Below are 8,546 nucleotides of genomic sequence, written 5' to 3' on the forward strand. Positions count from 1 at the left end.
ATCGGCACCGGCGAGGTCTGGCCGCGCATGGCGCGGTCGGCTGCCTCGACGGCCATCTTGCCGGCGAACGCCGGTGCGTGGGCCTTCCAGGTGGAGATCTCGCCCTTGCGCGACTGGCGGGTGGCGGTGGTGGTGTGCAGGCCCTGGCCGACGGCCTGGAAGATGGTTTCCACGTCCAGGCCCAGCAGGGTGCCGATGCCGGCGGCGGCCGAGGGGCCCAGGTGGGCCACGTGGTCGATCTTGTGCTTGTGCAGGCAGATGGCCTTGACCAGGTCGACCTGGATCTCATAGCCGGTGGCGATGCCGCGGATCAGGTCCTTGCCGCTGGCGCCGGTGTGCTGTGCGACGGCCAGGATCGGCGGGATGTTGTCGCCCGGGTGGGAGTACTCGGCGGAGAGGAAGGTGTCGTGGTAGTCGAGTTCGCGCACGGCAACGCCGTTGGCCCAGGCCGCCCACTCTGGGGAGACCTTGTCGGGAATCCCGAAGACCGAGGCGCCGGCGCCGCCGGTGGACGGCGCGTGGGTCAGTGCCTGGGCGCGGGCGGCGACGATCGGGCCGCGGTTCAGCGAGGCAATGGCAACCGACGCGTTGTCGATGATGCGGTTGATGATCATCTCGGTGACCTCGGCGGTGACCTCCACGGGATCTGCGGCGACGGTCGCGATCTTGTGGGCGAGCTGGTCCTCGCGGGCGAGGTTTTCTTCACTGCGGTAAACGCGCACTGGGTGGTTGATCATTCGGTGTCCTCTCGGGGTCCGGCGTGGGTTTTGATGTGTTCAAGGCTGTGGTGAAGGTGCAGCTGGGTGGCGGCGGCTGCCACATCCGGGTTCCGGGTGGCGATGGCCTCGGCGATGGCCGCGTGTTCCAAGGCCGACGTCGCAAGTCGTACGGGGTCGTCCTGGGCCAGCCGGCGTACGCGGGCCAGGTGCACGCGCAGCGAGCGCAACGACTGCTCGATGTAGGGGTTGTTGACCGCCGCATCGATGCTCTGGTCCAACTCGCCGGCCAGCTGGTAGTAGGCCTCGCGGGAGTCTGCGTCGTTCGAGCGGCCGGCCTCGATGAAGCGCTCGCGCAGCGACCGGAAGGTCTGGGGATCGGCCTTCCGCGCGGCAATGCGTGCGGACTCGACCTCCAAGGCCCGGCGCAGCGCAAACAGGTCGTCCACGTGTTCGAGCGAGACGTCGGAGACCACCACGCCGCGGCCGCGCTGTTGCGCGGCCAGCCCGTCGGCGGTGAGCCGGGCCAGGGCCTCGCGCAGCGGGGTGCGGGAGACTCCCAGACGTTCGGCTTGCTCAACTTCGCCGAGGATGGCACCGGGATGCAGGCGCCATTCGACGATCTCCGTTCGCAGTGCCTCGTAGGCCTTATCGCTTGCCCTCATGGAATCAGTGTATACAAAAATCGCACATTGTCGCGCTTTTCAGGAAATTTGATGCCATTTTTACGTGAAATGTATACATCGCAGTTGAAATCTCGTGGTGTGGGTCATATGCTCGACGCAGCAAGACTTCATTGCACGAATGCAGAACGAAGGGGTTCCCATGTCAGCGACGTACGCCGAAACCTATGCCGCATCCGGCCGCGACCCGGAGCGCTTTTGGCTCGATGCGGCCGCAACCCTGGCCTGGGACAAGGCACCCACGCACGCCATCGACGGCTCCCGGGCGCCGCTCTATGCCTGGTACCCCGACGGCATGCTCAACGTGTCCTTCAACGCGCTGGACCGCCACGTGCTCGCCGGGAACGGGGAGGCCACCGCCCTGGTCTACGATTCCGCGGTGCTCGGCATCCAGCGGCGCTTCAGCTACTCCGAGCTTCTCGAACAGGTGGCAACGTTTGCCGGCGTCCTGCGTTCGCAGGGTGTGCGCGAGGGCGACCGCGTGCTCATCTACCTGCCCATGATCCCGCAGGCTCACATCGCCATGCTCGCCTGTGCACGCATCGGTGCGGTGCACTCGGTGGTCTTCGGCGGGTTTGCCCCCAAGGAACTGGCCGCGCGCATCGACGACGCCACCCCGAAGGCGATCGTGACGGCGACCGGCGGCATCGAACCGACCCGGCGCGTGGAGTACCTGCCCGCGATAGCCGACGCCATGGAACAGTCCTCCCACCACGTCCCCACCGTGATCGTGGCGCACCGCGACGGCTTTGCCCACCAGCTCTCGGAGTATTCCGGCGGCGACACCGTCTGGCACGACTGGGACGAACTGGCCGCGGCCGCGCAGGCTGTCGGCCCGGTGCCCGTGGCCTCGACGCACCCGCTCTACATCCTCTACACCTCCGGCACCACGGGAGCGCCCAAGGGAGTGGTCCGTGACAGCGGCGGCTACGCGGTGGCCATGGACTGGTCGATGCGCAACATCTACGGCATCGGGCCCGGGGACACCATGCTCACCGCATCCGACGTCGGATGGGTGGTCGGGCATTCCTACATTGTCTACGGGCCGCTGATCGCCGGCGCCACCACGGTGCTCTACGAGGGCAAGCCGGTGGGAACCCCCGATGCCGGCTCGTTCTGGCGGCTCATCGACGACCACAAGGTCGACGTGCTGTTTACGGCACCCACGGCGCTGCGGGCCATCCGCAAGGCCGACCCCGACGCCGCGCTGCTGGCCGACCACAACATCGAAAGCCTCAAGGCACTCTTTGTCGCCGGTGAACGCCTTGACCCCGACACCTACCAGTGGGCCTGCGGGAAGCTCGGCGTCCCGGTGCTGGACAACTGGTGGCAGACCGAAACCGGGTGGCCGATCGCCGCCAACCCTGCGGGGCTGGAACTGATGGAACGCAAGGCGGGGTCTCCCACGGTCCCGGTGCCCGGCTACCGGGTGGAAATCCTGGACGGTTTCGGGGAGATGCTCCCCGCAGGGGTGGAGGGCAACATCGCCATCCAGTTGCCGCTGCCTCCGGGGACCCTTGCCACGCTCTGGGGCAACGACCAGCGGTTCATCGACACGTACCTCCGGGACTTCCCCGGCTACTACACCACGGGGGACTCGGGGCACGTGGATGCCGACGGCTACCTCTTTGTCATGGGGCGCACCGATGACGTCATCAACGTCTCGGGACACAGGCTCTCCACGGGAGCCATGGAACAGGTGCTTGGAGCGCACCCCGCCGTGGCCGAGTGCGCCGTCATCGGCGTGGCGGACGAACTCAAGGGCCAGCGTCCCAGCGGCTACGTGGTGCTCAAGAGCGGTGCGGAGATCACGGAGGAGGACCTGGGCCGCGAGCTGGTGGCCATGGTCCGCCGGGAGATCGGCCCGGTGGCGGACTTCCGCCAGGTGCGCATCGTGGACGCCTTGCCCAAGACCCGCTCCGGCAAGATCCTGCGCAAGACCATGCGGCAGATCGCCGACGGCAAGGACTACGCGGTTCCCTCGACCATCGAGGACCCGGGAGTGATTGACGCGCTGATCCCGTTCCTGCGCCCGACTGCGTAGACGGGACCACGGTCAGTGGCAGGGCTAGATGAATAAGTCCCCAGATAGTTGGTGCCGTTGAAAGGTCCCCCAATGACAATCGTTGTTGCCTACACACCATGCCCGGAGGGCAAGGCTGCGCTGAGCCACGGCATCGGCTTGGCCGAGTCCCAAGGCGAAGCCTTGCTGGTCATTAACGCCTCTGCCGGCACTGCCTATGTGGATTCATCGCTGGCCACGGAGGATGACGCAGCTGAGGTCCGCGCCCATCTCGAATCCCTCGCCGTTCCCGCAACCTCCAAACAACTAATCCGTGGCAAAGACGCGGCGGAAGAGATCATCGACCTGACAGATGAAATCAACCCTTCACTGATCGTTGTTGGGCTGCATAAACGCTCCGCCGTTGGCAAGCTGATACTTGGCAGTACGGCCCGGCGCATTCTGCTGGGCGTCGAGTGTCCGGTGCTCTCAGTAAGGTCCCCGCGCGGTCGCCAGCACGAGACAAGATCAGCGGACTAACGAAAGAACCATATCCATGAACACAGTGAACACGTTCCTTTCCAAAGGCGTACTGGACGTCGATGGCAACGAATATGAAATTTTCCGGCTGAACGCAGTAGAAGGTGCGCAAAGCCTTCCGTACAGCCTCAAGGTTCTTTTGGAGAACCTGCTTCGCACCGAAGACGGTGCGAACATCACCGCGGACCACGTCAGGGCCTTGGGCCAGTGGGATGCAAACGCCGAACCGAACACCGAGATTCAGTTCACCCCGGCACGTGTCATCATGCAGGACTTCACCGGTGTTCCGTGCATCGTTGACCTTGCCACGATGCGCGAAGCCGTGAAGGAACTCGGCGGCGACCCGACCCGTGTGAACCCGCTCGCACCTGCCGAATTGGTCATCGACCACTCCGTGCAGATCGATGTCGCCGGCAACGCCGGTGCTCTCGAGCGCAACATGGAAATCGAGTACCAGCGCAACGGGGAGCGTTACCAGTTCCTGCGTTGGGGCCAGACCGCATTCGATGACTTCAAGGTCGTTCCCCCGGGAACCGGCATTGTGCACCAGGTCAACATCGAATTCCTGGCACGCACCGTGATGACCCGCGAGGTCGGCGGCGTGCTGCGCGCTTACCCGGACACCTGCGTCGGCACCGACTCCCACACCACCATGGTTAACGGCATGGGCGTGTTGGGTTGGGGCGTTGGCGGCATCGAGGCCGAGGCGGCAATGCTCGGCCAGCCGGTTTCCATGCTGATCCCGCGCGTTGTCGGCTTCAAGCTCAACGGCTCGATCCCGGCAGGCGCCACCGCAACCGACGTCGTGCTGACCATCACCGAAATGCTGCGCAAGCACGGTGTCGTCGGCAAGTTTGTCGAGTTCTACGGCCAGGGCGTTGCCCAGGTTCCGTTGGCAAACCGCGCCACCATCGGCAACATGTCCCCGGAATTCGGTTCCACCGCGGCAATGTTCCCGATCGATGACGTCACCCTGGATTACCTGCGCCTGACCGGCCGCTCGGCCGAGAACGTGGCCCTCGTGGAGGCCTACGCCAAGGAACAGGGCATGTGGCACGACGCCGACCGCGAAATCCGTTTCTCGGAGTTCCTGGAACTGGACCTGTCCACCGTTGTTCCGTCGATCGCCGGCCCGAAGCGTCCGCAGGACCGCATCGAGCTCTCCGGCGCCAAGGAACAGTTCCGCAAGGACATCCACAACTACGCTGCAGGTGCTGCCGACGAACTGAACATCGGCCGCCCGTCGACCTCGGTTGAGGTCAACAAGGCGGACGGCACCACGTTCTCGATCGACCACGGCCTGGTTTCCATCGCCTCGATCACCTCGTGCACCAACACGTCCAACCCTTCGGTCATGCTCGCCGCGGCCTTGCTGGCACGCAAGGCCGTTGAAAAGGGCCTGACCGCCAAGCCATGGGTCAAGACCTCGGTCGCCCCGGGCTCGAAGGTCGTCACCGAGTACTACGAAAAGTCCGGCCTCATGCCGTACCTGGAGAAGCTTGGCTTCTTCGTCGTGGGCTACGGCTGCGCAACCTGCATCGGCAACTCCGGCCCGCTGGACGCCGAGATCTCCGAGGCCATCCAGGCCAACGACCTCGCAGCAACCGCAGTGCTCTCGGGCAACCGCAACTTCGAAGGCCGCATCAACCCGGACGTGAAGATGAACTACCTGGCTTCCCCGCCATTGGTCATCGCCTACGCACTGGCCGGCACCATGGACTTCGACTTCGAAACCGATGCCCTGGGCACCGACGAGGCCGGCAACGAGGTGTTCCTCAAGGACATCTGGCCGACCCCGACCGAGGTCCAGGCGACCATCGATTCGTCGATCGACGAGGGCATGTTCGCCAAGGGCTACGAAGGCGTCTTCGACGGCGACGATCGCTGGAAGGCGCTCGACACCCCGGCAGGCAACACCTTCGAGTGGGCCGAGGATTCGACCTACGTCCGGAAGCCACCATACTTCGAGGGCATGAAGGCCACCCCGGATCCGGTCCAGGACATCTCGGGCGCCCGCGTGCTGCTGAAGCTGGGCGATTCGGTCACCACCGACCACATCTCCCCGGCAGGCTCCTTCAAGTCGGAGACCCCGGCCGGCCAGTACCTGCTGGCCAACGGCGTGGATCGCAAGGACTTCAACTCCTACGGCTCGCGCCGTGGCAACCACGAAGTCATGATCCGCGGCACGTTCGCGAACATCCGCATCCGCAACCAGATCCTGGACGGCGTCGAGGGTGGCTTCACCCGCGACTTCACCCAGGAAGGCGCACCGCAGGCATACGTCTACGATGCGGCCCAGAACTACGCAGAAGCCGGCACCCCGCTGGTTGTCCTGGGTGGCAAGGAATACGGTTCGGGCTCCTCGCGCGACTGGGCAGCCAAGGGCACCGCATTGCTGGGCGTCAAGGCCGTCATCACCGAGTCCTTCGAGCGCATCCACCGCTCGAACCTCATCGGCATGGGCGTTCTCCCGCTGCAGTTCCCGGCCGGCGAAAACGCCGAAACCCTGGGCCTGACCGGCACCGAGACCTTCGCAGTCGAGGGCGTGACCGAACTCAACAACGGCACCACCCCGAAGACCCTGAAGGTCACCGCCGTGGCGGAAGACGGCAAGACCGTCTCCTTCGATGCCGTCCTGCGCATCGACACCCCGGGCGAAGCAGATTACTACCGCAACGGTGGCATCCTGCAGTACGTCCTGCGTCAGATCTCCGCCAACTAACCAGTTAGCGAAGACCGACGTCCGCAAGGGCGGGTCGGCTTGGAATTTTCCAGGCCGGCCCGCCCTTGCGGCTTTTCAAGGAACCGGTTGCGTCGAACCGCCCGGGCCGCGGGCACGGTTCGGGGCTTCCCGTAGACGGCATTCACGCGTCGATCCAGCTTGGCAAAATCGTACGCGTAGGCACGGTACTGCAGGATGTGGGCACACTCGTGGTACTGGACCGGGGTCATGGCGTGCTCGTCCTCGAAGCTGAGCAGCAGGATCCCGTTGACGGTGTCGAGGCGGTGCACGTAGTTCGTGATTTCCGCGGCCCAGCTCCCGGCAGGGGTTTCGGGGCGTGCGTCGATGCGCAGGGTAGCGGCCAAGGTGTGGTCGTTCATCAGCATCAGCACCACCGAGGAGGTGGGGGTGAAGCCGATCCCGTGGATGGCCACGGCGACGGTGTCGGCGATGATCTTGTCCATGGTTCTGTCCTCGCTCCTGGGGTTCGGGGGTCGCGGTGCCAGCCCCGGTGGTTCTCCCCCATGTTTTTTGTGTGTTTGGTCCCGGTCCGTAAACTCCGAAGGACAGCAAACAAAAATGATCGGCCGAAGGCTAGTCAGGCCAAGAGCCGGCCGCGGAGCGGACGTCCGGTTTCTTGGGTGCGAGCGAGTACCCAAGAAACCTCTGAAACCGCCAGCCAGCTACCTATGATGAGCTGCAGCTCCCATAGAACTCAAAGTAGTTCAGAACATGCTGGTCGCTGGTGACCCGATTACCCGGTTCGCTTTGGCCACCATTTCCAAAATCACGGCAGGTAGGCCATCAGCTTTTCCCCGGGACATGGACACCTCAACACCATGGACTTCTATCCCCTCATGGCCTGCCGGACAGCACGCCGTCGGCCTTTCGAAACTACCGGAGATGATCGCATGAGCAATGCAGCAAGCCGAATCATTGAACAGCTCCAGGCGCAAAACGATCTGCGCATGCAAGCCGCAAACGACATCGCCCATGCAGTCGCCGCACGGGTCAACGCCGAGAACGCCCTCACCGAGGCGAAGGCCAATGAAAAGGCCGCGTTTGCCAACGCCCTCAAGAAGGGCTGGACGTAGCAGGAACTCAACAAGATCAGCCCGGCTCGCGCAACACGCAAGCGCGCCGCAAAGATACAGACCGCTGGCGGAGAATCCGTGTCGCACGCGTCAAACAACTGACGCTACTAAGAAGATGGTGGGTCATGATCCGTACGGATCATGACCCACCATTCCTTGGTCGTGGTGCAGGGTGCATAGACCCATGCCCAGTTGATTCGAAGCCCGAGCATTGATCTACATATCTTTTTAACTGGGCCTGGAATCTATTTTCTCTGTTGTCTCCAAGAGGAGACATCGTGCATGTCAACCATCTTTCGCTGTCCGGACCCATTCACGATCCATAGCACTTGCTGTTTTTCGGCAACCATTTCTATGCGCCCCTCAAGCCGTTGGTTGTCTTTGAACTGAAAGTGAGCGCGCATCCCAGAGTCACTTTCCAGAATTTCCATTCGTTGTACCGTCAATCTTTTATGCGTGATCTGGTTCATGTTCATCAATCCCCGTTCTTGGGAGGGAGCGCTAGTTCAGCTCGGCGGCCTCGACGACGAGCAGCAGGTCCCCGCCCTGCACCTGCGCGGTGCCGCCGATGGCCAGACGCTGCACGGTGCCGGCGACGGTGGAGGTGATGCCGGCCTCCATCTTCATGGCCTCGATCGTCGCCACCGTGGCGCCGGCCTCGACCGTATCGCCCACGGCGACCTTGGCCGTGACGGCACCGGCGAACGGGGCGGCGATGTGGCCGTGGTTGGACGTGTCGGCCTTCTCCGCGAGCACCGCGGTGGACTCCACCGAATTGTCGCGCACCAT

9 protein-coding genes are annotated in these 8,546 nt (G+C 64.1%); 4 read left to right on the plus strand and 5 right to left on the minus strand.

The genetic code is table 11. From position 1 onward, the window contains the following. Window positions 1-737: MmgE/PrpD family protein (locus ACIQLF_RS21725; RefSeq protein ID WP_400303295.1), on the minus strand; the 737-nt coding region annotated here is incomplete at its 3' end. Next, window positions 734-1,381 (minus strand): GntR family transcriptional regulator, encoded by a 648-nt coding sequence (locus ACIQLF_RS21730; protein ID WP_400303298.1) that lies wholly within the window; start codon window positions 1,379-1,381, stop codon window positions 734-736. The genes ACIQLF_RS21730 and ACIQLF_RS21725, both read right to left, overlap by 4 nt. A gap of 160 nt (window positions 1,382-1,541) precedes the next feature. Here ACIQLF_RS21730 and ACIQLF_RS21735 point away from each other — a divergent pair, with 160 nt between their 5' ends. From ACIQLF_RS21735 to acnA, 3 genes are all read left to right on the plus strand, one after another. Further along, a complete protein-coding gene (locus ACIQLF_RS21735) occupies window positions 1,542-3,443 on the plus strand; it encodes an AMP-binding protein (protein ID WP_400303301.1) in 1,902 nt (633 codons plus the stop codon). Window positions 3,444-3,515: 72 nt separating this feature from the next. Beyond that, on the plus strand, window positions 3,516-3,941 hold the full coding sequence (locus ACIQLF_RS21740; protein ID WP_400303303.1) for a universal stress protein: 426 nt from the start codon (window positions 3,516-3,518) through the stop codon (window positions 3,939-3,941). 16 nt (window positions 3,942-3,957) lie between these two features. Then, complete coding sequence (acnA, locus tag ACIQLF_RS21745) at window positions 3,958-6,663, plus strand: aconitate hydratase AcnA (protein WP_400303306.1); 2,706 nt, start codon at window positions 3,958-3,960, stop codon at window positions 6,661-6,663. On the opposite strand, the gene ACIQLF_RS21750 is transcribed toward acnA, so the two are convergent. After that, window positions 6,660-7,127 (minus strand): hypothetical protein, encoded by a 468-nt coding sequence (locus ACIQLF_RS21750; protein ID WP_400303308.1) that lies wholly within the window; start codon window positions 7,125-7,127, stop codon window positions 6,660-6,662. The two genes, acnA and ACIQLF_RS21750, sit on opposite strands and share 4 nt — an antisense overlap. Before the next feature lie 447 nt (window positions 7,128-7,574). On the opposite strand from ACIQLF_RS21750, the gene ACIQLF_RS21755 reads away from it, so the two are divergent. Beyond that, window positions 7,575-7,757: a hypothetical protein gene (locus ACIQLF_RS21755; protein WP_400303310.1), complete on the plus strand. Its 183-nt coding sequence runs from the start codon at window positions 7,575-7,577 to the stop codon at window positions 7,755-7,757. A gap of 245 nt (window positions 7,758-8,002) precedes the next feature. On the opposite strand, the gene ACIQLF_RS21760 is transcribed toward ACIQLF_RS21755, so the two are convergent. Both ACIQLF_RS21760 and ACIQLF_RS21765 read right to left on the minus strand, forming a co-directional pair. Further along, window positions 8,003-8,227 (minus strand): hypothetical protein, encoded by a 225-nt coding sequence (locus ACIQLF_RS21760; RefSeq protein WP_400303313.1) that lies wholly within the window; start codon window positions 8,225-8,227, stop codon window positions 8,003-8,005. A gap of 31 nt (window positions 8,228-8,258) precedes the next feature. Further along, the coding region (locus ACIQLF_RS21765; protein WP_400303315.1) for a biotin/lipoyl-containing protein at window positions 8,259-8,546 on the minus strand (288 nt) is incomplete at its 5' end.

It is taken from the genome of Paeniglutamicibacter sp. NPDC091659 (assembly GCF_044756805.1).
Lineage (GTDB): Bacteria > Actinomycetota > Actinomycetes > Actinomycetales > Micrococcaceae > Paeniglutamicibacter.

What these genes read in the sequence shown, in the direction of transcription:
- ACIQLF_RS21730 (WP_400303298.1), bottom strand. Translation starts at nt 1,381, where the DNA reads ATGAGGGCAAGCGATAAGGCCTACGAGGCACTGCGAACGGAGATCGTC.
- ACIQLF_RS21735 (WP_400303301.1), top strand. Translation starts at nt 1,542, where the DNA reads ATGTCAGCGACGTACGCCGAAACCTATGCCGCATCCGGCCGCGACCCG.
- ACIQLF_RS21740 (WP_400303303.1), top strand. Translation starts at nt 3,516, where the DNA reads ATGACAATCGTTGTTGCCTACACACCATGCCCGGAGGGCAAGGCTGCG.
- acnA (WP_400303306.1), top strand. Translation starts at nt 3,958, where the DNA reads ATGAACACAGTGAACACGTTCCTTTCCAAAGGCGTACTGGACGTCGAT.
- ACIQLF_RS21750 (WP_400303308.1), bottom strand. Translation starts at nt 7,127, where the DNA reads ATGGACAAGATCATCGCCGACACCGTCGCCGTGGCCATCCACGGGATC.
- ACIQLF_RS21755 (WP_400303310.1), top strand. Translation starts at nt 7,575, where the DNA reads ATGAGCAATGCAGCAAGCCGAATCATTGAACAGCTCCAGGCGCAAAAC.
- ACIQLF_RS21760 (WP_400303313.1), bottom strand. Translation starts at nt 8,227, where the DNA reads ATGAACCAGATCACGCATAAAAGATTGACGGTACAACGAATGGAAATT.